17 protein-coding genes are annotated in these 23,409 nt (G+C 72.7%); 5 read left to right on the plus strand and 12 right to left on the minus strand.

From position 1 onward, the window contains the following. Positions 1–40 precede the first annotated feature (40 nt). From DFJ66_RS40040 to DFJ66_RS40055, 4 genes are all read right to left on the minus strand, one after another. The gene (locus DFJ66_RS40040; RefSeq protein ID WP_121229738.1) at positions 41–562 is read right to left on the minus strand and encodes a hypothetical protein; all 522 of its coding nucleotides are present in this window, start codon (positions 560–562) and stop codon (positions 41–43) included. Positions 563–814: 252 nt separating this feature from the next. Continuing rightward, on the minus strand, positions 815–1,108 hold the full coding sequence (locus DFJ66_RS40045) for a DUF1330 domain-containing protein (protein WP_121229740.1): 294 nt from the start codon (positions 1,106–1,108) through the stop codon (positions 815–817). Between the two features lie 118 nt (positions 1,109–1,226). Continuing rightward, positions 1,227–1,670: a MarR family winged helix-turn-helix transcriptional regulator gene (locus DFJ66_RS40050; RefSeq protein ID WP_246030113.1), complete on the minus strand. Its 444-nt coding sequence runs from the start codon at positions 1,668–1,670 to the stop codon at positions 1,227–1,229. A gap of 83 nt (positions 1,671–1,753) precedes the next feature. Then, positions 1,754–2,959, minus strand: a complete 1,206-nt coding sequence (locus DFJ66_RS40055; RefSeq protein WP_121229744.1) for an FAD-dependent monooxygenase — start codon at positions 2,957–2,959, stop codon at positions 1,754–1,756. A 217-nt stretch (positions 2,960–3,176) separates the two neighbouring features. Between DFJ66_RS40055 and DFJ66_RS40060 the strand changes: the two genes are divergently transcribed. Beyond that, entirely contained in the window at positions 3,177–4,223 is a 1,047-nt protein-coding gene (locus tag DFJ66_RS40060) for an ABC transporter substrate-binding protein (protein WP_170200010.1), read from the plus strand. On the opposite strand, the gene DFJ66_RS40065 is transcribed toward DFJ66_RS40060, so the two are convergent. Continuing rightward, entirely contained in the window at positions 4,210–4,707 is a 498-nt protein-coding gene (locus DFJ66_RS40065) for a hypothetical protein (protein WP_121229748.1), read from the minus strand. The genes DFJ66_RS40060 and DFJ66_RS40065 overlap by 14 nt on opposite strands. A 146-nt stretch (positions 4,708–4,853) precedes the next feature. Continuing rightward, complete coding sequence (locus tag DFJ66_RS40070) at positions 4,854–5,678, minus strand: class I SAM-dependent methyltransferase (RefSeq protein ID WP_121229750.1); 825 nt, start codon at positions 5,676–5,678, stop codon at positions 4,854–4,856. Positions 5,679–5,736: 58 nt separating this feature from the next. On the opposite strand from DFJ66_RS40070, the gene DFJ66_RS40075 reads away from it, so the two are divergent. Then, positions 5,737–6,363, plus strand: coding sequence for a TetR/AcrR family transcriptional regulator (locus DFJ66_RS40075; protein ID WP_121229752.1), 627 nt, complete (start codon positions 5,737–5,739; stop codon positions 6,361–6,363). A 38-nt stretch (positions 6,364–6,401) separates the two neighbouring features. Here the strand turns inward: DFJ66_RS40075 and DFJ66_RS40080 are convergent, their stop codons facing one another. Both DFJ66_RS40080 and DFJ66_RS40085 read right to left on the minus strand, forming a co-directional pair. Then, the gene (locus DFJ66_RS40080; RefSeq protein WP_147459521.1) at positions 6,402–7,946 is read right to left on the minus strand and encodes a hypothetical protein; all 1,545 of its coding nucleotides are present in this window, start codon (positions 7,944–7,946) and stop codon (positions 6,402–6,404) included. Positions 7,947–7,971: 25 nt separating this feature from the next. Next, the gene (locus tag DFJ66_RS40085; protein WP_170200013.1) at positions 7,972–8,946 is read right to left on the minus strand and encodes an ATP-binding protein; all 975 of its coding nucleotides are present in this window, start codon (positions 8,944–8,946) and stop codon (positions 7,972–7,974) included. Between the two features lie 337 nt (positions 8,947–9,283). Here DFJ66_RS40085 and DFJ66_RS40090 point away from each other — a divergent pair, with 337 nt between their 5' ends. Further along, positions 9,284–12,097, plus strand: coding sequence for an ATP-binding protein (locus DFJ66_RS40090; protein ID WP_170200015.1), 2,814 nt, complete (start codon positions 9,284–9,286; stop codon positions 12,095–12,097). A gap of 276 nt (positions 12,098–12,373) precedes the next feature. On the opposite strand, the gene DFJ66_RS40095 is transcribed toward DFJ66_RS40090, so the two are convergent. Further along, complete coding sequence (locus tag DFJ66_RS40095; RefSeq protein ID WP_246030114.1) at positions 12,374–13,624, minus strand: hypothetical protein; 1,251 nt, start codon at positions 13,622–13,624, stop codon at positions 12,374–12,376. A gap of 451 nt (positions 13,625–14,075) precedes the next feature. Here DFJ66_RS40095 and DFJ66_RS40100 point away from each other — a divergent pair, with 451 nt between their 5' ends. Then, positions 14,076–16,085 (plus strand): tetratricopeptide repeat protein, encoded by a 2,010-nt coding sequence (locus DFJ66_RS40100; protein WP_147459523.1) that lies wholly within the window; start codon positions 14,076–14,078, stop codon positions 16,083–16,085. A 60-nt stretch (positions 16,086–16,145) separates the two neighbouring features. Here DFJ66_RS40100 and DFJ66_RS40105 read toward each other — a convergent pair whose 3' ends face one another. The 3 genes from DFJ66_RS40105 to DFJ66_RS40115 form a co-directional block, all read right to left on the minus strand. Beyond that, entirely contained in the window at positions 16,146–16,463 is a 318-nt protein-coding gene (locus DFJ66_RS40105) for a hypothetical protein (RefSeq protein ID WP_147459524.1), read from the minus strand. A gap of 242 nt (positions 16,464–16,705) precedes the next feature. Beyond that, complete coding sequence (locus tag DFJ66_RS40110; RefSeq protein WP_121229762.1) at positions 16,706–18,181, minus strand: endo-1,4-beta-xylanase; 1,476 nt, start codon at positions 18,179–18,181, stop codon at positions 16,706–16,708. A gap of 631 nt (positions 18,182–18,812) precedes the next feature. Next, a complete protein-coding gene (locus DFJ66_RS40115) occupies positions 18,813–19,334 on the minus strand; it encodes a hypothetical protein (RefSeq protein ID WP_147459525.1) in 522 nt (173 codons plus the stop codon). A gap of 392 nt (positions 19,335–19,726) precedes the next feature. On the opposite strand from DFJ66_RS40115, the gene DFJ66_RS40120 reads away from it, so the two are divergent. Further along, positions 19,727–23,356 carry an nSTAND1 domain-containing NTPase gene (locus tag DFJ66_RS40120; protein WP_121229766.1) on the plus strand — a complete coding sequence of 1,210 codons (3,630 nt, stop codon included), beginning with the start codon at positions 19,727–19,729 and terminating at the stop codon, positions 23,354–23,356. Positions 23,357–23,409: the final 53 nt, after the last annotated feature.

The following is a 23,409-nucleotide window of genomic DNA, read 5'->3' on the forward strand; positions in this document are numbered from 1 at the left end:
CTCCAGGAATTCTCCACGCCGGCTGCTGTATCCGCCCCGGTCAGAGGCCGATCGTGAGGCTCCCGGCGGCGGTCAGGCGGGACACGCCCGCGGTGGCGCACGCGGTGGGGTCGGGATGCGCGCCGAGGCCGACGGACTTCGCGGGGTCGGGGGTGAACGTGCCGGCGGTGATCGACCCGACCGCCACGACCTGGATGTTGCCGCCGACGCGGGTGGCGGTCCGGTTGTAGGAGAAGGTGCTGGGCGCGATCGCGCTGTTGGTCCAGGTGAAGACGCGGGTCCCGCTGCCCGGGGACAGCGTGCCCGTGCAGGTCGCGCCGGTGACCGTGCCCGACTCGGCGTAGCTGCCGGTGGAAGCGGAGGAGCCGGTGCAGTTGAACAGCTGTCCGCTGACGCGGAACGTGACCGTCTGCGGGGTGTCGGTCAGGGGCGGGTCGTAGGTGACGACCTCGCTGAGGACGCACTGCTGGTCGACCGCGGCGTGCGCGGTGGCCGGCGCGACTAAGCCGACCACCACCAGGTTCAGGGCGACGATGGTGAGCGCGGTTCGGACGTGCGGCATGGCGGGCCCCTTCCAGTGGGCGTGCGGGGACGTTCGCCCGGTCAGTCTTGGAGCCGGCGCCGGGGCTGTCGATGCCACGAACGTGTGACGCCGGCGCGTCTGCCCGCCGGCTGCGCGTCCACTGAGGACGGCCGCTGCCGAGGCACCCGCGAGCGGAAACGGACACCCTCGTGGACGACTCAGATCTCCAGGCCCGGCCGCGCCGGTCGGTGTACCCGACCTCGGGGTTGCGATCGTCCGACCGACCCGCGGTCAGTCGATGCCTTCGACGATGCGGAAGTCGCGCTCGACGCCGTCGGAGAGGGCGGCCAGTGCCTCCTGGTAAGCCGCGCTCTCGTGCGCCGCGACCGCCTGCTCGAAGCTGTCGAACTCGATCACGATGGTGCGCTCGGCGATCCCGGCGTCGTGCGCCACGACCCGACTGCCGCGGGTGAGGACCCGTCCGCCCCCGGCCCGGACCGCCGGAGCGGCCAGTTCGTTGTAGGCGGCCAGCTTCTCGGGGTCGGAAATGGTGCGGTAGGCGCTGACCCAGTAGCCCTTGGGCATGGAACCTCCAGATGAGTGGGTCTGAACTTGCGGGTTGGTCTCGGACGAGCGTCGGGCGAGGGCGAGGCTCGTCAGCGTCGTGATCGCCATCGCGCCGATGCTGCCGACCGCTGCCCGGTCACTGCTCCGGTCCTTCGCGGTTCTCGAGTTCTGCCAGGTGCTCCAGCGCCGGAAGGGCCGCCGCCAGCGCCTCGACCTCGTCGTCGGTCAGCTCGCCGATCAACCGCTCGAACGCGTGGACGCCCGCCTGCCGCCGCGTCCGGACGTAGGAGGCGCCCGCCTCGGTCAGGCACACCAGCGTGACCCGCCTGTCGGACGCGTCACCCCGCCGCTCGACCAGGCCGGACTCCTCCAGCACCCGGACCAGGGCGGTCATCGCGGGCTGGGTGACGCCCTCGACCGCGGCCAGATCGGTGATGCGCCGCGGTCCCGTCCGGTCGAGGGTGGCCAGGGTGGCGGCGGACGTCAGGCTCATGTCCCGGGGCAGGCGTCTCACCGCCCTGGTCGCCAGCCCGTAGAGGGCCGCGCCGATGGCCGCGCCACGAGCGCTTCCTGCACCCACGCCTGAAGCATAGCACTTTTATATTCACTCTTTATGGACCTGCGAAGGAGTTGAGCGCCCGTGAAGGTCGCCGTCGAGCAGGTTCAGGCGGGTTCGGAGTAGGTGTCGATGGTCGTCCCGTTGTGGACGCGTGCGGTCTTGGACGTCAGGCGGAGCAAGGCCCGGCCAGGGCCTGCGGGCAGGGCGGAGATCAGCCGGGCGGCGTGGGCCAATCCATGGACCGCGAGCCGGGACCTGGGGATGAGGGTCCTCGCCGCCCGCAACGCCGCCGCCCGACTGCCATGCACGTATCCGGCCATCGCCCGTTCGTAGGCGGGGAAGGCGCGTTCGTGGTCGCCGCCGGCTCTCGCCAGCTCGCCCGCCAGCACGTACGCGCCGACGACGGCCAGGGTCGTGCTGCCGCCCACCGCCGGCCCGGGGCTGTAGCCTGCGTCGCCGACGAGCGTCACCCGCCCGCGTGACCAGGTGGCCATGCGGAGCTGGGTGATCGAGTCGAAGTAGAACGCCGGGGTGTGGTCCAGCTCGGCCAGCACGCGGTCGACGTCCGGGTGCAGGCCGGTGAACGCGGTGCGCAGCAACTCCTTCTGCCGCGGCACGTCCTCGCGGTCGAAGTCGAGTTCACGTTCGCTGCGGAACAGCAACAACGCCCGCGCCTCGCCGAGGTGCCGTGCGCCGTACACGCCGGCGGTGCGGCCGACGCCGACGTGGAGCCGGAGTTCGCCGTCGAGGCCGGCCGTGTCGGGCACGGTCAACACCCCGAGGTGGGCCCCGATGAACGCGCTGAAGCGGGACTCGTCGCCGAAGACCAGGCGGCGCACGGTCGAGTGCAGCCCGTCCGCGCCGACGACCAGGTCGAAACGGCGCGGCGCGGCCCGCTCGAACCGCACCTCGCCGGTGGAGGAGATCGCGGTGATCGAGTCGCCGAAGACGTACTCGACGTCGTCGCGGGAGGCGTCGCGGTAGATCTCGCTGAGGTCGTCGCGCATGATCTCGACGTGCCGGTCCGAGGTGGCGTGGAAGACCTTGGCGAGGTTCACCCGCACGGGCCGTCGCACGCCCTCCCGGTGCAGGGTCATCCGGTGCGTGCCGGTGGCCCGCTGCTCGACCTGCGGGAGGACGCCCATCCTGTCGGAGATCTCCATCGCGGGCCGGTACAGGTCGACGGCGTGGCCACCGGTCCGGCGCGGCGCGGACGCGCGTTCGACGACCGTCACCGAGAAGCCGTGCCTGGCGAGCCAGTACGCCAACACCGGCCCGGCGACACCGGCGCCGGAGACTAGGACGCGCACGGTTCATCCCACCCTGGTGCGGGTCGTGGTGAAGGCGGGCACGGTGGCCGGTCCGTCCTGGTACACGTGGATCACGTTCATGAGCGCACTCTCGCCGCCCACGCTCCTGCGCGGCTTGGACGAATGTTCCCCCGGGCACCGGGCGGGCGGCCGGCCCGCACCGCGACCCACGGGTTCGCCCGATCGTGGACACCGGGGCGTCGCTACGGTGCCCGCCGTGTCACGACCGCTGATCGGGGTCGTCCTCGCGGCGACCGGGAGGCTCGCGCCGTTGGGTGTGCCGCTGGACTTCGTCGCCCGCGCCCTGTCGTGGCCGGTGGACGTGCTGGTGCGCGACAGCGCCTCCACGCCCGACGGCGCCCGTGCCGCCGCGCTGTCGCTGGCCGACGCCGGTGCGCGGGTGGTGGTGACGCTGGGCGGCACGCGGACGTTGCCCGCCGTGGCGCGTGCGTGCACCGAGCGGGAGGTGCCGTGCGTGTCCACGACGTTGCCGTGGCAGGTGTTCCACGCCGAGGTGTTCGACGACGACCACCGGCCCGGTTGGGCGTTCCACTTCAGCTGGGGCCTGGACGACATCGCCGACGTGTTCACCGACCTGTGGGAGCACCTGGGACCGGCGCGGCGAGTGGGGTGCCTGTGGAACGACGGCACCCAGGGCACGGCGTTGCGCCGGTGGTTCCGGCCGGTCGCCGAGGCGCGCGGGCACACGCTGGTCGACCTGCCCTACCGCGAGCACGCCGCCGACCTGCCGGACCTGGGCGACGTGGAGGTGGTGACGTCCGCCGCGACCGCCGCCGACCTGGCCGCGGCCGTTCGGCGCGCCCGACCCCGGCTGATCACCTGTTCGCGGTGGCTGACCTACCCGTTCAGCGTGGCCGCGCACGACCTGCTGGACCGGGTCGCCACGATCGTCTACTGGACCCCCGGGCACCACGACGGCAGGGGTCGGGACCTGGCTGTCGCCTACGAGGCCGCGACGGGAACGCCGTGGTCGCAACCGCTGGGCGTGGCCCACGCCGCCCTCGAGGTCGCCTGCCACGCCGCCTGCGCGGCGGAGTCCCGCGCGGGCACGGCCGAAGTGCTGGCGAACCTGCGGCGGGACACCCTGGCCGGGACGCTGGATTGGGCGCGCGGCCCCGCCCCCGGGGTGGCCCGGATCCCGTTGGCCTGCGGGCAGTGGCACGGCGGGCACCTGGTCGTCGTGGACAACCGCCGCGACCGGACCGTCCGCGTCGGTGGCGAACTGCGGCTCACCCGTCGATGACCTCGAGGCGGAAGAGGTAGTTCACGTCGTTCCGGTTCGCGGCGGAGGCGCGGGTGACCTTGCCCTCGCCGCGGGCGGCGGCGTACTTGCCGGTGCCGCCGATGATCGCCATGGCGGTGTCGTCGAAACCGGCGGCGGTGGACTTGTAGTGGCGCAGGCTGGACAGGTGCAGCTCGCCGTCCGCCATGCGGAAGATGGAGGTGCAGTGCGCCGTCACCTCCGGCGGCACCGCCACGGACACCGACACCACGCCGCAGTGGGAGAACCCCTCGCCGACCTTCGCCCGGCCCGCGCCGTCGAACAACTCGCCGCCGCTGACGAACCCGAGGCCCACGGAGATGTTCGCGGGCGCCGACATCAACGTCCGCTTGGCCGTCACCTCCACCGTCGCCGTCCGCCGGTCACCGGCCACCGCGGGCGCAACCGCGTCCCCACCGACCAGCACACCGGCCAGCGCGAGCACCGTCCACGATCGACCCCACATCGCCGCACCTCCGCGTTCGAATCGGACCGCCGCCGCGTCCGACGCTAGTTCCGCGCCGCGGTGACGGTCAGTCGCTCGATCAGGCGGACTCGAACGACTGACCGTCACGGCACCGACCTCCGGGCGTCCCCGCGCGCCGAGCCGGTTCACGGCGTGGCGGTCACGATCCACACCCCGCCCCGGATGAGGACGCCTTGCGCCGTCTCGAATTCGGCCAGTGACCGCTCGAGTCGGTCACGCAGGTCGGCCACTGTGGACGGGTCCGCCGTGCGCAGGTTGTGGTGCGTCGGACCCATGCGGAGGATGAAGTCCGCCGCGTCACGGGCGTCGGCGCCGAAGTCCATGTCGGCGTCCACGGGGGTGATCTCGATGTCCTTGAAGCCCGATGCCGCGAGTACTTCCCGTGTGCGCGTCGGGTCGGACAGCGAGCCCATGCCGCGTGCCGCGGGGGACGCTTCGCGCAGGTGGGGCGCGAGCGGGGCCGTCGCCCGGGTGTAGGCGCTGTCGGGGCCGCCGGGTCTCGGGCACAGGAACGCCAGCCGTCCGCCCGGGGCCAGTGCGGTGCGCAGGTGCGTGAAGGCCGCCACCTGGTCGGCGAAGAACATCACGCCGCCCCGGCTGATGATCCGGTCGAAGTGCGCCTGCGGGAACGGGTGCACCTGGGCGTCGCCCTGCACGAACGCGATGTTGGTCAGGTCGGCGGCGTCACGGCGGGCGCGCGCCAGCATCGGCTCGGACAGGTCGATGCCCAGGACGTGGCCCCGCTCGGCGCGTCGGGCCGCCAGGCGCGTGGTGCGCCCGGTGCCGCAGCCCACGTCCAGGACGAGGTGGTGGGCGTGGAGGTCGGCCGCCGTGAACAGGGGCGCGGTGAACGCCTCCATCATCGCGTCGTAGCGCTCGGGCTCGTCGGCCCAGAGCTTGCCCTCCCAGTCGTTCCACGCCTCGGCCTGCTGCTGGTTGCTGATCGTCATGCCGCCCCTTTCGCTAGAGTCCAACTCTAGAGTTCACCTCTAGAGGTAAGCTCCAGTCATGGGCGATGTCAAGGGCACCCGGTCGGCACGGGCGAGTCGGACGCGGCGCGCGATCCTCGACGCGGCCACGGAGCTGTTCGTGGCCGACGGGTACGGCGCGACCACGTTGCAGCAGGTCGCCGATCGGGCGGGCGTGGCGGTGCAGACGATCTACTTCACCTTCCGCAACAAGCCGACGCTGTTGAAGGAACTGGTCGACGTGGCGATCGCGGGCGACGACGAACCGGTCGCCACGCTGGACCGGCCGTGGTTCGCCGAGGTGGTCGACGCGCCCGACGCCCGCACCGCCCTGACCGCGCTGGTCCGCGGCACCCGGGCCGTGCTCGAGCGGGTCGCGGCGGTCACCGACATGGTCCGCACCGCCGTGGCCGCCCACCCCGACCTGCGGGAGGTGTGGCCGGAGCGCGACGACCCCCGGCACGCCGTGCACCTCGCGGCGGCCGAGGCCCTGGTGGCCAAACCGGGTGCGCGCGACCTCCCGGCGAAGCGCGCGGCGGACGTCCTCTACGCCCTGCTCAGCCCCGAACTGTTCCTGGTCCTCACCCGCGACCGCGCCTGGCCGGTGGACGACTGGGAGGCCTGGGCCACCGACCTGTTGGCCGCCCAACTCCTCGAAAGGCCATGACGGCGCTCACCGAGGACGGGTGAAGGCTCGATCGCGGATCAGATCACCGCCGTGATGGCGTCCTCCTTGGTGGTCGCGATGGCGGCGTTCAGGCCGGGGATCACGGGGACGGCCTCGGGCTTGGCCGGGGCCGGCGGTTCGGTCGCGGGGGCGGTCTTCTTCAGGTCCTCCAGGATCTGCTTCAAGGCCTGCTCGAGGGTTTGCGACGAGCTCGGGTCGTCGGCGGGGGTGGTCAGGCCGGCCTTGACCCACACGTCGGCGTTGCGGTCGCGGAGGGTGGCCTTGAACAGGACGTCGTCGTCCACCGTCTCCACGGTGGTCAGGTCGATGGCGATGCGTGGGGCTTCGGGGCCCTCGTCGCCCAGGCCCAGGGCGCCCGGGGTCAGGTTGAACGGTGGCTTGGCGCCGCCGCCGCCCGAGCGGGCCGCCACTGCGGCGCGGGTGATGACGACGGTGGCGTAGGCCAGTTGGGCTTTGGCCTTGAACCAGTCCTGTTGGCTGGTCGGGGGCGGTTTGCGGCGGCCGTCGAGGAGAGCGCCGACGGCACCGGCCGGGTCTACGGACCGGCCGGACAGCTTGCGGGTGAACGCCTCTCGGGACAGGCTGCCGTTCACCCAGTCCAGGGTCAGGTTCGTCGGCGAGACGACGGAGTAGGAGACGTCCCGCCGGGCCAGGGACTCCGCCACCTCGGCGGAGTGGGCCGCGCCGACGTTCATGGCGATCGGGGCGCACCCCTGGCGGGTCGCGACCTCCGTCGCGAGGTCGGCCATCGTCGTGCTGCGTCGGGTGGCCGCGTCGAAGAACTCCTGGGCCGCGCGCAGGTCTTCCCGGTACTCGCCGACCTCGGCGCCCACCTGGCGGGCCTTCTCCTCCAACTCGGTCCCGAGCTTGCGCATCTCGCCGCTGCCGACGATCGGGGACTTCCGTTGGAGCAGTTTGCCGCGCTCGCTCGTCCACGGGTTCGAGGCGATGATGAAGTCGATGCCCTCGTCGTTCTTGCCCTGGTCGATCAGCGCGGTGGCCTGCTGGATCTGGTCGGCGGTCATGCTCTTCAACGCGATGGCGGTCAGGTACCCGGTGTAGCCGCGATCGTCCACACCGGACTTGCCGACCTGGTACTCCTGCTCGTGCTCGATGGCGTGCAGGCGGACGTCGGGCAGGACCATCGCGGCGAACTCGGCGGCGCCGACCTCGCCCTGTTTGAGCAGTTGGAGCGCCACGGCGCGGCGGATCCCCTGGTCCGGCAAGGACGTGAACCAGTCGAGGGTCGGCTGCGGCTTCTCCACCACGCTGCCCTCCAGCGCGACGTGGCGCAGGCCGGCGGTCTGGTGCAGGCGGTTGAGCACGATGGCCAGTTCGACCTGCCCGACGCGTGACGCGTGCTGCTCGTCGAGGACGATCACGGAGCGGGCGCCGGTGTTCCTGGTGTTCGTCAGGGTGCCGACGTCCGCGTACACCTCGGCGCCCAGCGCGAACGGCGCGCACGGCGCCGCGCTCGGTTCCGACGTGGTGCAGGCGGCGCCGCACCCGACGAGGGCCACCGCCAGCACGGCGGACCAGGCAGACCGTGGTCGACTTCTCACGGGAGTTCCCTCTGGTTGACGGCGCTCAGAACTCGAGCGCTTCGTTGATCGCGAGTTGTTCGATGTCGTAGCGGGGGCGCAGGGACCGCAAGGCTTCTTTCGCCGCCGTCGTGCCCGTCTTCGCCAGTTCCCAGATGATCCGGCAGCGCACCTCGTGGTCGAGGCTCGCGTCGAAGTCCGCCACGAGGCGCGGCACCGCGTCGCTCGACGTGGCGGGCGTCCACCCCGGGAACCGCTCCAGGCGGGCGAGGTGGACCCGCGGCGCCAGGTGGTGCTGTGCGAGGTGGGCGGCGGCCTGGACGACCGCGCGCGGCTGCCAGCCCAGCGCCGCGCACAGGGCGCGGGAGCCGGTCAGGTCCGCCTCCGGCCACGCACGCAACACGTGCCGGCGCAGGAGTTCCACCACGTCGTGCCGGGGCAGGGCACCCACCGCCACGGCTCGCAGGTCCGGCCAGTCGTGGCGGCGAGACGTGATCACCACCGTCCCGGTGCGGGTTCGCGCCAGCCGTCGTGCCACGTGGTCCGGGTCGGTCACGTCGTCGAGCACGAGCAGCCAGTCGTCGTGGGCGGCGAGCCAGCGCAGGCTCGTCTCGACCCGGTGCGTGCCGGTGACGTGCGGGGCCAAGGCCAGGGCCAGTTCCGCGAGCCCCGCGTCGAGCGCGTCCGGCGAGTCCGCGGTGACCCACCACACCGGGGCGAACCGGTCGGCGTGCAGCTCGGCGAACCGCGCCACCAGGGCGCTCTTGCCCACGCCCGCGGGTCCGTGCACCACGACGGCCGTGCGGTCGGCCCACGCGGCCAACCGCGCCAGTTCGTCCTCGCGGCCGACGAACACCCCCGACGTGACGGGGACGCGGCCGAGTCCCGGCGGGAGCGGGCCGGGTTCCGCCGACAGGGGGCCGTGGATCGTGACGTCCCCGCCGGCCTGGATGACGTGCGAACCGCCGGACGCCCTGCCGACCTGGCCGACCGGCGGAACCCGGTCATCGAAGCCGGCCACATCACACCCCACACGAAGTCCGGAACACCCTCACCGAAACGCACGGGACGGGGGCGCGACAACGCAATTCTGCGGACTGGTCGACTGCGCGGGACAAACGAATTCGCACCGTGTTTCGTTACGGCATTGCTCGAAGTTTGGTTACGGCATTGCTCGAACACCGACCCCTTGGTGCTCCGCCGTGCGGGTGAGCTGCGCTGCCCGACGAGGGCGTAACCGCAGTAAGGCGTTGACGGCGCGATGCCACGACGGTTGGGTTGCCAGTCACCGCAGAGCACGGCAGGGCCCCGCGGCGGGTCCACCGGCCGGGTTTCGTCGAGGACGGGAGTCGACGCGAATGCCAGGAGTGGACGCCGCGGACGTGTGGCAGGCCGCGCGGCGGGACTTCGGCGAACGGCTCAGGTCGTTGCGCGGGGCCGCCCGGCTGTCCCAGAAGACGCTCGCCAAGGCCATCGGCAGCTCCGACTCCACCCTGTCGGAGCTGGAGAACGGCCAGGGCGCCCTACCGCCCAAGTCCGAGCTGGTCGACGCCTACGTCGACAAGTGCCTGGAAGCGCTGGGCACGGACACGGCCGTCGTGGACGAGCGCCGGAAGGCGATCCGCTCGGCGTACGAGCAACTGGTGCGGCTGCACGACCACCTCGGGGACATCGCCTCCCGCGAGTCGACGTCCCCCGCACCGGGCCCGGTCTCTCCCGCGCTGCCGCTGAACACCTTGCGCCGCGACACGCACGCCTTCACCGGCCGTGAGGGCGAGCTCGCGCTGCTCGTCGACGCCGTCGACGGGCTGGACGACGCGCACCGCGTCGTCGCGGTGCACGCGGTGGACGGCATGCCCGGTGTCGGCAAGACCACCTTCGCCCTGCACGCGGCCCACCGGCTCGCCGACCGGTTCCCCGACGGGCAGCTGTTCCTCAACCTGCACGGGCACAGCCCGACGAGCGAACCGGTCGCCCCCCACGACGCGCTGGCCTCCCTGCTGACGGCGGTGGGGGTCGACCCGCTCGACCTGCCCGCCGACCTCGACCGCCGGTCGGCACTGTGGCGGAGTGCGCTGGCCGGGAAGCGGGTGCTGCTCGTCCTGGACAACGCCGCGGACGACGAACAGGTCGAGCCGCTGCTGCCCGGGGAGGGCCGCTGCCTGGTCCTGGTGACCAGCAGGCGCAGGCTCCTGGGGTTGGACGCGGTGCCCGTCGACCTGGAGCCGCTGCCGACCGGGGAGGCGGAGGAGCTGTTCCGGAGGGCGGCGGCGCGGCCGATCTCCGAACCGGAGGCGCTGACCGCGGTGGCCGAGCTGTGCGGCGGGCTGCCGCTGGCGCTGACGATCCTGGCCGCCCGCTTCCGCAACCGCAGGGCGCTGACCGTCGGCCGCCTCGTCGAGGAACTCACCGAGGCGGGCCGGCGGCTGTCCGCGCTGCGGTCGGGCAACCAGGCGGTGGCCGCGGCCTTCGAACTGTCCTACCGCGACCTGCCACCGGAGCGACAGCGCTTCTTCCGGCTGCTCGGCCTGCACCCGCGGGAGGGCATCGAGCGCTACAGCACGGCGGCGCTCTGCGGGGTCGGCGTCGACGAGGCCCAGGAGCACCTCACCGCGCTGTACAACGAGCACCTGGTGGACGAACTCGTCCTGGACCGGTTCGACATGCACGACCTCATCACCCAGTACGTGCTGGACCTGCTGGAGGACGACGACCCGGCGGAGCTCGCCACGGCGCTCGGTTCGATGCTGGACTTCTACGAGCAGGCCGCGGGCGTCGCGGGCGACGTCCTCGTCCACGGCTCCCGGGGCGAGGAGATCCCCAACTGGTTCACCGGCGCGGTGCCCGAGATCCCCGACGACCCCGCGGCGATGAGCTGGTTCGACCAGGAACGGGCGAACCTGCTGTCCTGCTTGGAGGCCACGCGCGACGCGGGCCGGATCGTCGGCCTGACCCTCTGCCTGGCCCCCTACCTGAGGCGGACCGGACCGTGGGACCTCGCACTGGGGTTGCACCGGCGCGCGGCCGCGGCGGCGCGGGTGGTCGACGACGTGGACGCCGAGGGCCAGACCCTGCTCAACCTGGGCAAGGCGGCCTTCCAGGCGGACCTCTACGACGAGGCGCAGGACGCGCTGCGCGCCGCCGGTCGCATCTTCACCGAGCTGGGGGACCGGACGAGCCTGGCGCACGCGATGATGTGCCTCGGGCAGATCTGGATGCAGACCGGCGAGCAGGTGGACGCCCACAACGCGTTCTCCCAGGCGCTCGCGACCCACGAGCGGGACGGCAACCTCAGGGAGGTGGCCGCGGTCCTCGTGGAACTGGGCACGCTGCACTACTACCGGGACGAGTACCCCGAGAGCATCGCCGCCAACGAACGCGCGTCGCGGCTCTACGAGGAGGCCGGTGACCGGGCGGGCCAGGCGACCGCGCTGAAAGGGCTGAGCCACGCCTGGCTGTTCAGCGACGACTACGGTCGGGCCGAGGAGGCGGCGAAACGGGCGCGGGAGCTGTACCGGGCATCGGGGAACCGCTTCGGCGAGGCGCAGACGTGCTCGGTGATCGGGAGCGTGCGGCGCGCCCGCGGGCAGCACGCCGAGGCGCGGGAGGACTTCGAGTTCGCCCTCGGCGTCTACGAGGAACTGGGTGACCGCGCCGGGATCGCGATGGCGTTGATCGAGCTGGGCGTCGTCCTGTACCACCTGGGCGACTTCGCGCTCGGCGAGCGGACCCTGCGCCGTGCGGTGGAGCTCTACGAGGAGTTCGGCGAGCCGATGGGCGCGGCGGCGGCGCGCAAGGAGCTGGCCGACCTGCTCACCAGGACCGGCCGGCTCCCGGAGGCCAAGGACATGCTGGACGAGGCGGAGGCCGGCTACCAGAAGCTCGACGACCGCCTGGGCAAGGCCGCGACCTCCAACAGCTACGGCGCGTGGCACCTGGCGTCCGGCGATCCGCGCACCGCCCGGAGGCACCACGACGAAGCCCTCCGCCTCGCGCTGGAGATCGCCAGCCCGCTGGAGCAGGCGTCGGCGTTGGCCGGCCTGGGCCGGGCCGCGCGCGCGTTGGGCGAGGGCGTGGCGGCCGACCGGGCGTTGCGGGAGGCCCTGGCGATCTACCAGCGCATCGGCGCGGGTGAAGCCGCCGAGGTGGCCCGGGAACTGGCCGCCGGCTGACCGACGCGCCGAGCGTCGCGGGAACACCTGCACCTCGACTCCGCCCCGCTGCCGCCCGGCTCGACCCGGCGCCCGCCCGCTGCCGCCCGGCTCGACCCGGCGCCCGCCCGCTGCCGCCCGGCTCGACCCGGCGCCCGCCCGACCCGCCGCCCTGCCCGACCCGCCGCCCTGCCCGACCCGCCGCCCTGCCCGACCCACCGCCCTGCCCAACCCGGCGCCCGGCCCGGCCCGACCCGGGGCAGGGCGGTGGCGGACCCACCGGCGCGCACGATCCGGTCACCGCAGTGGTCGCGGAGCGGGAACGGCGGCCACCGGCACGGCGTGTGCCGGTTCCTCCAGGCCCAGCAGGCGGTAGGAGGTCCTGCGCAGGATGCCCAGCGCCTGTCCGGGCCGGGAGGTGATCCGCGCGGCGAGCTCGGCGTGGCCGGTCCCGGCGCCCCGCTCGATCGCTCGCCGCACCTGCGGCAGCAGGGGGCGGTCCAGGTGCAGCGGCGCCGCGACCCGCGACAGCACCTCGGCCGTGCTGCCCCGGCGCACGTCCACCAGCGATCCGACGTTCATCAGGCTCGGCACCCCCGAGGCCGCGGCGTACTGGAGCACCGAGCCGTGGTCGCCCACGGCCAGGTCGGCGGCGACCAGCGCCGCCCGCCACCCCTCCTCCGGCGGCAGCACGACCAGACCGCGCGCCCGCGCCGCCGCCAGCCACGCCAGCACCTGGCGACGGCCGTACCCGTGCCAGATGAACGGGTGCAGCACCGCGACGACGAGGTGTTCCTCGGCGGGGAGCTCGCCCACCAACCGGTCGAGGACGAGGGGGTCGTTGCCGTAGAGGGAGTGCTCGGACCAGGTCGAGGTCACCACCACCACGCGCTGCCCCGGCTTCGCGCCGAGTGCCCGGCGGTACACGTCCCGGTAGGGACGCCCCGCCAGCAGCCGGTCGTAGCTCGGGTCACCCGCGACCACGGCCCTGGGCAGCGCCGCGGCGCAGCTCCCGGCGAGCACGGCCACCTCGTGATCGGTGGCCAGCGCGAGGGCCGCCGGCACGACCTCGCCACCGCGCACCAGGCGCCCGGCGTGCAGGCCGTGACCCGCCGGGTCGCGATGGGGGCTGATGCGCGACCTGACGCTCCCCGCACCGTGCGACATCAGCAGGACCGGTGCGTCGAGGTCGGCCACGCCCCAGTCGCACGCGGCCAGCGCCAGGTCGAAGCGGGTGTCGACGGCCTGGTGCCACGGGATGGTGAGGCAGCCGAGGCCACGCACGTGCTCCTCGACGCCCGCCCAGCGGTAGCCGGTCTCGGGAACGGTCAGCATGACCTGCACCCGGAAATCGGACTCCAGGACGGGCACGACGTCCATCAGCCTCGTCACCGCCTGGAGGTGCGGGGCCACCACGAGGACCCTGCGGCTCCCGCGACGGCTCATCCAGTACTCGGCCACGGGGTCGCCGGACGCGATCACCCGCGACTCCCGCGCCGGGCCGCGACCAGCCGACGGGGACCCACCGCGGTAGACGTGTTTCGACACCTCGACACTCCTCTGATCACGGCCGCGCGGTTCTGACGGGAAACACCGGCAGCCTGGACAGGAGAAATCGTCGAGCTGTTCGCCGCGCCTTCCGGAGAATCCGGAATTCCGGCGCAGCACAGGCCACAACCCCTGCTGGAGTGGTCGACGCCGGCGGACGGGTCCGGAATTCCGGAGCGCCGGCCGTGGACGTCACCAGTCGGCTGCGCCCGGAGGCCCACGCCTGTCGCTACGTGCGGCCGAAGTCGTTCTGGTCGGTGTTCCGACACAAGCGCGATCTCCCCGAACCCACGCATTGGACGAGCAGGTCCCCGGCACTAGCCTCGGAACCTTCGGGACGGGGAGGTGTGTCGTGGAACCTTCACGACCGGGCGTGGTCAACGAAGCTTCCCGGGTGCGTGGTCCCCTGATCCAATCGGGAGTCGTGCACGGCGACATCCACGTGCACCACGTGAGGACCGAGGTCGTTCCGCGACAGCTACCCCCCGCGCCGGCCCACTTCACCGGCCGCTCCGCGGAGATGGCCGCTCTCACCACCGCGCTCCTCGCGGAGCCGACTCGCGACGAACCGACACTGGCGGTCGTGACCGGCCCCGGTGGGGTCGGCAAGACCGCTTTGGCACTGCGGTGGCTGCACTCCGAGCAGAGTCGGTTCACCGGTGGCCAGTTGTACGCCGATCTGGCGGCGCACGGACCGCAGGGACCCGCCTCGCCGGGCGAGCTCCTGGGCGGCCTCCTCCTCGGGTTGGGCGTGCCCGCGGGCGAACTGCCCGCTCAGGTGGCCGACCGAGCGGCCCTGTACCGCTCGCTGACCGCGGACAAGGTGATCGCCGTCCTGCTCGACGACGCCGCTTCGAGCAGCCAGGTGAAGGCCCTGTTACCGGCATCGCGGCACAGCGCGGTGGTGGTGACCAGCAGGAGGCGGCTGGCCGGGCTCATCGCTTCGGGTGGGCGCATGGTGCCGGTCGACGCCTTGCCCCCGGACGCCGCGGTGGAGTTGCTGAGCCGCGCCGTCGGCCGGGAACGCGTGGACGGCGAACCCGTGCCCGCACGCGAGGTCGCGCTGCTCTGCGGCGGTATGCCCATCGCGCTCCACATCACGGCCGCACGGCTGGTCGTGCGACCCCACCGGCGGCTGGCCACCGTCGCGACCGAGCTGACCGACGAGCGCAGGCGCCTGCGCGCGTTGGTCGCCGAGGACGGCGAGTTGTCCGTCGCCGCCACCTTCGACCTGTCCTACCGCTGGCTGCCGCCCGCCGCGGCGCGCCTGTACCGGCGTTTGGGCCTGCACCCCGGCGTCGACTTCGACCGCGCCGCGGCGGCGGCGCTGCTCGGCGAGTCCGAGGCCGACGCGGAGGACCTGCTCGGCGTGCTGGTGGAGGCGAACCTGGTGGCCGACACCGCTTCCGACCGGTACCGCTTCCACGACCTGCTGCGCCTGCACGCACGGCGCCAGGCCGAGCGGGAGGACGACGAGGAGGACAGGCGCGCGGCGCTGCGGTCGGTGGTGGTGTGGTTCCTGGACCGCGCCGTGGCGGCGGACCGGGTGGTGACACCGCTGCGTCCGCACCTCGGGAAGCGCTACCACGTCCCGGCCTCCGAGTCGTTCCCCACGCGCGCGTCCGCATTGGACTGGCTGGAGCGCGAACTGCCGAACCTCATGGCCTGCCAGCGCACGGCCGTCGCGCACAGGTGGCACGACCTGGTGTGGCAGTTCTACGAGGCGATGTGGGGCCTGTTCCTCCACCGCGGCCACTACGAGCAGTGGACCTCGGCCGGAGCACCGGCCGTCGAGGCCGCGGTTCGGTGCGGCGACGCGGTGGCCGAGGTGCGGATGCTCATCCAGTCCGCCGCCCTCCACACCAGGCTCGGTCACCCCTCGGCCGCCGTTGCGCCCTACCGCCGAGCGCTGCGCCGAGCTCGGGAAATCGGTGACTGGCAAGGCGAAGCCACCGCCCTGGAAGGCATCGGTGCCGCCGAGCACGCACTCGGTCGCCTGGACGAGGCGATGACCTGCTACCGCCGATCGCTCGCCCTCAACGAGAGCCACGGACGCCACCGGGGCGTGGCCCTGCTGCTGTGCTACCTCGGGCACGCCCTGGTGGACGTGGGCGACCACGCCGCCGCGGCCGACCACTTCCGCCGCGCGGCGGACCACGCGACGACCGTCGGCGACCGCCATTGCTGGGCACAGGCGGTCGTCGGCCTCGGCACCGCCCTCGCCGCGAGCGGTTCGGTGGCCGACGCCATCGCCCGGATGGAGCACGGACTCGCCGAACTGCCCGCGGCCGAGACCGCCGCACTCCGGGTGCCCGTGCTGGAAAAGCTCGCCGAACTCAAGCAGCGCACGGGTGACCGGAGTGCGGCCCGACAGCACTGGCAGGAGGCCCTGGACATCTGCACGACCCTCGCGGACCCCCGTGCCGACGCCATCCGCTCGCGACTCGGCCCCGCCGACTGAACGCGAACGACACCACCACCAACGTCCACAACGGACTGTGCCTGGGCGCGATGGGCGCCGCTACCGGTCAGTCGCGCCGGCTCTGCGACATCCACAGTGGACAGTTGTGAGCGGGCCGATCAGCTCGTCGACCACTGTGGCGAAGACGCGTCCGACCAGCCTTCGCGGAGCCGCGCGGGTCAGCGCGGACACGTGGACGAACCGCAGGAGCAGAGCCGCGCAGTCCAGCCACGTCGGGAGGTCGAGGTGTGCGGACACCACCTCGAGGGCCAGACAGACCAGCAGTGCGGGCAGGCGGTGGCGGAACTCGGGTCGAGGTGGCCGGGGCCGGCGCGACTTCGACCGGGTCGGAGCGGGCTGCGAACCGGTGAACACCATGATCGGTACGATGCCGTCGACCGCCGCGCGCCACCGCGTCACTTGACGCACAGAGCCGGGCCGTTCAGGTGATTCGCGCGATCCCCGGTGCCGTCACTCGACGCGTGGACGTATCCCGCCTGCCGAACCCCGCACGGGACCGCCGTCGCCATCCCGAACGCGGCACAGCAGGCGGAGTGCGGAGGCGCGCGCAACACATCCGCGGCCGGCGTGTCCGGGCACTGGACACGCCGGCCCCGGGGTCAGCCGCCGATGGGCACGAGGTTGAACCTCTGGTTGATCTGCCCGTGGCAGTCGTACAGCTGGACTTGCGCCCCGTTGGCGGTGCTCCAGACGTCCAGGCAGCGCCCGGACTGCACGCCGCTGATGGTGCCGTTGGAGTTGACGTTCCACTGCTGGTTCGTGCCGCCGTGGCAGCTGTAGATCTGGATCGCCGCGCCGTTGCCCGAGCCTGCCGCGTCCAGGCACATGTTGCCGTACACGGTCAGCTGCTTGCTGCTGGTGTACATCCACTGCTGGTTGGTCTGGCCGTTGCAGTCCCAGAGGTTCACCCGGGTGCCGCTGTTGTGCGACGCGTTGGGTACGTCGATGCACCGGCCCGACTGGGCTCCGACGATCTGGTTGGCGCCGGTCGGCGGCGTGCCCGTGGTCGTCGTGGTCGGGCTCGTCGGGGTGGTCGGGGCGCCGTTGAGGGCGTTGAGCACGGAGGTGTAGGCGGGCTTCTTGTTGCCGCTGCGGTCGAACAGCAGCGGGTTCTCGCTGGAACGCCACGAGTCGCTGTCCCGCACGCCCCAGACGGTGATGCCGATGCAGCGCGGCACGTTGAGGCACGCCTGGGTCAGTCCGGCGTACTGCGTGGTGGAGGCGTTGGTCACGTCGACCTCGGTCAACGCCACGTCCACGCCGAGCGCGGCGAAGCTCGACAGGGTGGTCTGGAAGTTGCCCGGCAGCGAGCTGCCGCCGGTGAAGTGGGTCTGCAGCCCGACGCAGTCGATCGGCACGCCCCGGCTCTTGAAGTCCCGGATCATGTTGTAGACGCCCTGCGTCTTGCCGTACGTCCAGTTCTCGATGTTGTAGTCGTTGTAGCAGAGCTTGACCGACGGGTCCGCCGCGCGGGCGGTGCGGAACGCGACCTCGATCCAGTCGTTGCCGGTGCCCTGCAGGTTCGACGGCCGGCGGCTGCCGTCCTCGTTGAACGCCTCGTTCACCACGTCCCAGGCGGCCAGCTTGCCCTTGTAGTGGGCCATGACCCCGTTGATGTGGTCGATCATCGCCTGCCGCAGGCTGCTGCCGGACAGGCTCTGCATCCACCCCGGCTGCTGCGCGTGCCAGGCCAGGGTGTGCCCGCGCACCTTCAGCCCGCGCTGCGTGGCCCAGTTGTAGATCTGGTCGCCGGAACCGAACGAGAACTGCCCCCGCTGCGGCTCGGTCGCGTCGGGCTTCATCTCGTTCTCGGCCGTGATCATGTTGAACTCGCGCCCGGCGATCGTGCTGTACTGCGAGTCACCGAGCCGCCCGGCCGCGATCGCCGTGCCGAAGTACCGGCCGGACTGCGCCGCGGCGGCACCCAACGTGCTCGCCGCCGCGTCCGCCGACGAGATCATCACCACGGCCGTCGCCATCGTCACGACACCGACCGCTCCCGCCGCCAGCGCTCTGGCGATGGGCGGTCGTCTGCGCTGCGTACCGACACGATGGGCGGCGTTGCCTATCGTCATCATCGTCCTCCATCGAGCAGGGACCCGAGCCGTCTTCGCGGAACGGCCGGACGTCATAGAGAAGGATTCGCGAAGGCCGATGCTGCCTCCTCGACGCCGCGCGGGGCAATGAGTTGCGCAAGTGTTGCGGCGGGTCGACGGGTCCGGTGGGCGGAATCGGCGAAGTGGAGCCGGATTGTCGGATTCCTCCGCCGGCATCGTCTCGATTGGGGGATGCTCATGGCCACCCGCCGCGTGTCGACCCGGGGTCGCTGCACTCGGCCGGTCAGGATGTCGTTCCCTTCACGGCGTCGACGATCCCGCCACGCTCCCCGCGTCCACAACGGACCGGTCGCCCGGCTGCGCGCCGCAACACACCGACTCCGTCCACCTGACGCGCTGCCGCCCGGTGGCCTCCTCGGCGCTGTCGGGGAGGTCGGCTCGGTGTCGAGCGGTGGTGTCAGCAGGCCCGGACGTTGCGGCGCGCCCACCTCGCGACGCTTTCACCCGGTCGAGCGGGTCCAGGGCCTTCGTCCCGCCCGGGCACCAGTCGGTGTGCCGACTGCGAGAAGGGCCGGTCGAGACCCCGCGTCTCGACCGGCCCCGTCCCGGTGGGTCCCGGACGCCTTCGGTCAGGACCCCGGATTCCGGCTCAGCAGTCGAACCAGCGGCCGGTCCAGCCCTTGCCGTGGATGAAGTCCTGGCACCAGTTGCCGGAGCCGCCCTTCACCCACACCGCGACGCGCCGGTCACCGTTCGCCTTCTCCCAGAACTTGCCGGTCGTGTTGTCCGCCCGGCCGTTGCCCGGCATCCGGTGCCAGCGCCCGGCGCCGGGCCAGGTGTGCCAGATCGTCCGGTCGGGCGCGATGCCGAAGCACTCGTCGCGGGCGGTCGTCCAGTTCACCCGGCGCACGTCGGTGCCGTCGCGGAACTTCCCCTCGTAGCCGAAGCACTTGGCGGGATAGGAGAGCGCACCCGTTTCGCCGGCCGACGAGAGCAGTCGTGCCTGCGCGACGTCGACCCACTCCGATTCCCCGGCCGGTGCGGGAGCGGCCACCTGCTGTCGGACGTTCGCCGGGTCGGTCGAAGCCTCGGCGGTGTGCGCCGTGCCCATCGCGGCCCCCATCGTCAACGCCAGCACCACCCCGGCGACCACCCTTCGGATTTCTCGCATCAAAACCCCCTGTTGTGTTGCCCCCGAATGCACGAGCACCGCCCGTGCACCTTCCGTCGTCACCCCGGCGTGCGGGGCGACGAGGCCACATTGCCGACGCCCTCATTGGTAAGCAATCCGTGTTCGCCCTGGTAATCAACGCCGGAGCGCGGATCGGGATGTGACCCGTGTCTCGCGGCACGGCGAAGTGTGAAAGTTCAACCGCGCGTGTGCCGATCGGGGGAACGGGATCACCTGTCCGGCGAGTGGGCGGGGAAGCTATTCCATTCCAAGTGATGTGCGCGTCGGTTTCGGATTTCCGAATGGCGGAGGACGTTGCGGTGCGTCGCCGCCGTTGTGGCTAGTCTGCGACCGGGTCGACGGGGTGGTCGGCCAGGGGGAGGGAAGTCGAAATGGGGCGACGTGAGATCCCGGTCGACGCGTCGGCGGGGCCGGTTCAGCATTTCGCGTCCGATTTGCGGCAACTGCGTCGGAAAAGCGGTTTGACGTATCGTGAGATGGCCCGGAGGGCGGGGTTCTCGGCGCCCGCGCTCTCGACCGCCGCAACGGGGGTGAAGCTGCCGTCATTACCGGTCGCGCTGGCCTACGTGCGCGCCTGCGGCGGCGACGTGGAGGAATGGGAACGTCGGTGGCGGCAGATCTCGGAGGATTCCGCGGGACAGGTCGTCGCCGACGACGACCCGGCGACCGCGCCGTACCGGGGGTTGGCCCGGTACGAGCTCGGTGACGGCGACTGGTTCTTCGGCCGCGACAAGCTCGTCCGGGCCGTGCGCGGGCTGCTCGACCGGCACCGCTTCGTCACCGTGGTCGGCCCGTCGGGCAGCGGCAAGTCGTCGCTGCTGCGGGCCGGTGTGGCGCCGGAGCTGCCGTCGGTGCGGCTGATCACCCCGGGGGAGCACCCGGTGCGTGCGCACCGCGACCTCCTGGCCGCGCGGCGCGACGAGGGGGAAGTGGTGATCGTCGACCAGTTCGAGGAGGTCTTCACCCTCTGCGCCGACCCCGACGAGCGGGCCGGGTTCCTCGACCTGCTGCTGGGCGGGACGACGCGGGTCGCGGTGGCGATCCGGTCGGACTTCTACGGCCGGTGCGCCGAACACGCGGTGCTGGCTGAAGCGGTGAACCAGGCCCAGGTGCTCGTCGGGCCCGTGGACGCGGCCGAACTGCGCGAGGTGATCGTGAAACCCGCGGCCGCCGCCGGGCTGATCGTCGAACGGGCGCTGACCGCGCGGCTGGTCGACGAGGTGGTCGACGAACCCGGTGCGCTGCCGTTGGTCTCCCACGTGCTGCTGGAGACGTGGCGGAGGCGGCGGGGCAAGACGTTGACCCTCCAGGGGTACGAAGCCGCGGGCGGGGTGCGCGGTGCGCTGGCGCAGACCGCCGAGCGGGTCTACGCCGGACTGACCCCCGGGCAGGCGGAGGCCGCCCGGCGGGTGCTGACCCGGCTGATCACGCCGGGGGACGGCGCGCGGGACACCAGGCGTCCCACCGACCGCGCCGAGTTCGACACGACCGTGCGCGTCGACCACGAGGTCGTCCTCCACCGGTTCGCCGACGCCCGGCTGATCACGTTGGACGACGGCGTGGTGGACCTGGCGCACGAGGCGCTGATCACCTCGTGGCCCCGGCTGCGGGACTGGGTCGACGCCGATCGCGAACGCCTGAACCGGCACCGCCGGCTGACCGAGGCCGCCCGGACCTGGGACGAGCTGGACCGCGACCCCGGTGCCCTGTACCGGGGCACGCGGCTGGCGTCGACCCGCGAGTGGATCACCGAGGACCGCGACCGGCTCAACGCCCTGGAACGGGAGTTCCTGACCGCCGCCGTCCGCCTCGCCGAGCACGAGGAGGCGGCCGCGGCGCGCCGCACCCGGCTGCTGCGCAACCTCGTCGTCGGGCTGGCCGTGCTGCTGCTGGTCGCGGGCGTCGTCAGCGGGATCGCGCTGCACCAGCGGCGGCAGGCCGTGCAGGCCCGGCAGGAGGCGCTGTCGCGGCAGTTGGCGGCCCAGGCCCTGGGGCTGCTCGACTCCCGACCCGCCACGGCGATGCTGCTGGCGGTGCAGGCGTACCGCATCGCCGAAACCGCCGAGGCACGCGGCGCGCTGCTGACCGTGTCGTCCCGGCGGACCTACCGCGGCGAGCTGACCGGTCACGGCGACGCCGTCTCGGACCTGACCTTCACCTCCGACGGCACCCTGGCCACGGTGAGCAGGGACCGCACGCTGCGGCTGTGGGACACCGGGGCCCGCGCCCACCGCGCCACCCTGACCGGGCACGACACGTGGCTGCGCGCCGTGGAGGCCGGCCCGGGGGGACGGCTCGTGGCCACCGGCGGTGACGACGGCGCGGTGGTGCTGTGGGACACCGGGCGCCAAGCGGCCGTGGCGACGTTGCGCGACGGTCCTGCCGCGCCGGTCAAGGACATCGCGTTCAGCCCGGACGGCCGCACCCTGGCCGCCGCGGGAGCGGACGGAGCGGTCGTCCTGTGGGACTACGGCGAACGTGTTCGGCGCATGACGCTGTCGGGGCACACCGGCTCGGTGGAGACCGCCGCGTTCAGCCCCGACGGACGGACGCTGGCCACCGCGGGCAACGACCGCGTCGTCGTGCTGTGGGACACCGCCACCGGTGCGCGCATCGCCACCTTGACCGGGCACACCGCTCCCGTGGGAGCCGTCGCGTTCAGCCCGGACGGCCGCACGCTCGCCACGGCGGGCCACGACCACACCGTGATCCTGTGGGACCCGAACCGCCACGTCCCCTCGGCGACACTCAGCGGCCACACCGGTCCCGTGCGGGCCCTCGCGTTCAGCCCGGACGGCAGCACGCTGGCCACCGCCGGGCACGACCTGACCGTGGGCCTGTGGGACACCGCGACCGGCCGACGCCGGGCCACCCTCACCGGACAGCTGTCCAACCTGTACGCCCTCGCCTTCAGCCCGGACGGGGCCACGCTCGCCGCGGCCGGTGAAGGGGGCGTCATCATGCTGTGGGACCCCCGGCGCACCGCCCTCACCGGCCACACCGACCGGGTCAACACGATCGCCTTCAGCCCGGACGGCCGCACGGTCGCCGCGGCGAGCGACGACCGCACCACCAACCTGTGGGACACCACCGACCGCTCCCGCCGCGCCACCCTGCCCAGCGATGCCGGCCCGGTGAACGCACTGGCGTTCAGCCCCGACGGCCGCACCCTGGCCACCGCCACCGGCACCGCGCAACACCCGCCCCGCGCCGACGACTACACCCTCACCCTGTGGGACACCGCCGACCGGCGACGCACCGCCACGCTCACCGGCCACACCGACCGCGTCATGGACGTGGCGTTCAGCCCGGACGGTCGGACCCTGGCCACCGGCGGCGCCGACGGCCGCGTCATCCTCTGGGACGCGGCACAACCCGCCAAGCGAGCCGTCCTCCTCGACAACCAGAGCAAGGGCAGCGACACCGACGTGATCAACGCCGTCGCTTTCAGCCCCGATGGCCGCACCCTGGCCGCCGCGCACCACAGCAGCGCCGTCTCGCTGTGGGACCCGGCGACCGGGACCCGCGTGGCGACGTTGCAGGGGCACACCGGTTCCCTGCGCGCGCTGGCGTTCAGCCCGGACGGCAGCACGCTGGCCACCGCCGCCATCGACCAGACCATCCGCCTGTGGGACCTGCGGCAGCACAGGACGACCGCCGTGCTCAGCGGCAACACCGGCACCGCCAACGCCGTGGCCTTCAGCCCGGACGGGCGGGTCCTGGCAGCCGCCAACGCCGACAAGACCGTGACCCTGTGGGACCCGGCCACCGCCGAACCGATCGCCGCCCTCAACGGACACACCCGCCAGATCACGGCCCTCACCTTCAGCCCCGACGGCCACACCCTGGCCACGGCGGCCACCGACCACACCGCCATGCTGTGGGAGTCCGACCCGGCCCACGCCGTCGAACAACTCTGCGCCACCCTCGGCCGCGACCTGACCCAAGCCGAGCGAGACCAGTTCCTGCCCGGCGCCCACCCGACACCGACCTGCACCTGACCCCGCCGTCGCACGCCTGAACAGGTGGCTCGGACCAGCGTGACGCCGGCCAG

Origin of the sequence: Saccharothrix variisporea (assembly GCF_003634995.1) — a bacterium.
GTDB classification, from domain to species: domain Bacteria; phylum Actinomycetota; class Actinomycetes; order Mycobacteriales; family Pseudonocardiaceae; genus Actinosynnema; species Actinosynnema variisporeum.

Excerpts from the sequence above, each read along its gene's own strand:
- DFJ66_RS40115 (WP_147459525.1), bottom strand. The coding sequence starts at position 19,334 with ATGCGAGAAATCCGAAGGGTGGTCGCCGGGGTGGTGCTGGCGTTGACG.
- DFJ66_RS40040 (WP_121229738.1), bottom strand. The coding sequence starts at position 562 with ATGCCGCACGTCCGAACCGCGCTCACCATCGTCGCCCTGAACCTGGTG.
- DFJ66_RS40110 (WP_121229762.1), bottom strand. The coding sequence starts at position 18,181 with ATGACGATAGGCAACGCCGCCCATCGTGTCGGTACGCAGCGCAGACGA.
- DFJ66_RS40075 (WP_121229752.1), top strand. The coding sequence starts at position 5,737 with ATGGGCGATGTCAAGGGCACCCGGTCGGCACGGGCGAGTCGGACGCGG.
- DFJ66_RS40045 (WP_121229740.1), bottom strand. The coding sequence starts at position 1,108 with ATGCCCAAGGGCTACTGGGTCAGCGCCTACCGCACCATTTCCGACCCC.
- DFJ66_RS40065 (WP_121229748.1), bottom strand. The coding sequence starts at position 4,707 with ATGTGGGGTCGATCGTGGACGGTGCTCGCGCTGGCCGGTGTGCTGGTC.
- DFJ66_RS40120 (WP_121229766.1), top strand. The coding sequence starts at position 19,727 with ATGGGGCGACGTGAGATCCCGGTCGACGCGTCGGCGGGGCCGGTTCAG.
- DFJ66_RS40070 (WP_121229750.1), bottom strand. The coding sequence starts at position 5,678 with ATGACGATCAGCAACCAGCAGCAGGCCGAGGCGTGGAACGACTGGGAG.
- DFJ66_RS40090 (WP_170200015.1), top strand. The coding sequence starts at position 9,284 with ATGCCAGGAGTGGACGCCGCGGACGTGTGGCAGGCCGCGCGGCGGGAC.
- DFJ66_RS40105 (WP_147459524.1), bottom strand. The coding sequence starts at position 16,463 with ATGGTGTTCACCGGTTCGCAGCCCGCTCCGACCCGGTCGAAGTCGCGC.